The sequence below is a fragment of the Acidaminococcus fermentans genome (assembly GCF_009696675.1).
Taxonomy (GTDB): domain Bacteria; phylum Bacillota; class Negativicutes; order Acidaminococcales; family Acidaminococcaceae; genus Acidaminococcus.
The window spans coordinates 1-1,535 of sequence record NZ_VULN01000030.1 but is presented as its reverse complement, the minus strand read 5'-3'; the positions used below and the strand labels follow the sequence as shown (position 1 = coordinate 1,535).

General features: G+C 52.2%; 2 rRNA genes. Both read left to right on the top strand.

Annotated elements, in window-relative coordinates:
- Window positions 1-662 (top strand): 16S ribosomal RNA (locus tag FX155_RS11345); the annotation flags it as partial.
- A gap of 369 nt (window positions 663-1,031) precedes the next feature.
- A 23S ribosomal RNA gene (locus tag FX155_RS11340) occupies window positions 1,032-1,535 on the top strand; the annotation flags it as partial.

The following is a 1,535-nucleotide window of genomic DNA, read 5'->3' as shown; positions in this document are numbered from 1 at the left end:
TGGGGACTACGATCGCAAGATTGAAACTCAAAGGAATTGACGGGGGCCCGCACAAGCGGTGGAGTATGTGGTTTAATTCGACGCAACGCGAAGAACCTTACCAAGGCTTGACATTGAGTGAAAGACCTAGAGATAGGTCCCCTTCTTCGGAAGCACGAAAACAGGTGGTGCATGGCTGTCGTCAGCTCGTGTCGTGAGATGTTGGGTTAAGTCCCGCAACGAGCGCAACCCTTATCCTATGTTACCAGCACGCAACGGTGGGGACTCATAGGAGACTGCCAGGGATAACCTGGAGGAAGGCGGGGATGACGTCAAGTCATCATGCCCCTTATGTCTTGGGCTACACACGTACTACAATGGTCGGCAACAAAGGGCAGCGAAGCCGCGAGGCGGAGCCAATCCCAGAAACCCGACCCCAGTTCGGATCGCAGGCTGCAACCCGCCTGCGTGAAGTTGGAATCGCTAGTAATCGCAGGTCAGCATACTGCGGTGAATACGTTCCCGGGCCTTGTACACACCGCCCGTCACACCACGAAAGTTGGTAACACCCGAAGCCGGTGAGATAACCTTTTAGGAGTCAGCTGTCTAAGGTGGGGCCGATGATTGGGGTGAAGTCGTAACAAGGTAGCCGTTCGAGAACGAGCGGCTGGATCACCTCCTTTCTATGGAGAACCGAAGGAATCCAAGGATTCACTTCTATTCTCGTCGACGCACATCTGTCAAGAACAATATTCGGTTCTCAGGGCTCGTCCCTGAAACATGAACCTTGAAAACTTCATAGAAGAGACAAATTAAAGTCTTAGACATTGTGATGAATGTTTAAGCACCTCTGATCTAAATGCGAATTTAGAAACGAGTAACGAGAAATACCAGGGAACGTAAGTTCCTTAGTACTGAACCAGAAAATTACAAAGAGATTTTGGATGGATGCAAGGAACGCCGAGCACAGCGAAGGAGACTATACTTAAGTATGTCGACTGAGCGGAGCGGAGGCGTGACGCGGCAGACGCCAAAATATCGAAGTAATTTTAAGTCAAGCTACTAAGGGCATACGGTGAATGCCTTGGCACTAAGAGCCGATGAAGGACGTGGTAAGCTGCGAAAAGCTACGGGGAGCCGCAAGCAGGCTTTGATCCGTAGATGTCCGAATGGGGAAACCCACCATCCGTCATGGGATGGTATCCTTCGGGAGGGGAACCCGGTGAACTGAAACATCTAAGTAGCCGGAGGAAGAGAAATCAAACGAGATGCCCACAGTAGCGGCGAGCGAAGAGGGCAGAGCCTAAACCAGAGAGCTTCGGCTCCCTGGGGTTACGGACTGGCATAAACCGAGTCAGGCCTAGCCGAATCATCTGGAAAGGTGAGCCACAGACCGTGAGAGCCGGGTAGGCGAAAGGCAGAGCAAGGGGGCCAGTATCCAGAGTACCGCGAAGCACGAGGAATTTTGCGGGAAGTCGGGGGGACCACCCTCCAAGGCTAAACACTTCTTAGTGACCGATAGCGCATAGTACCGTGAGGGAAAGGTGAAAAGAACC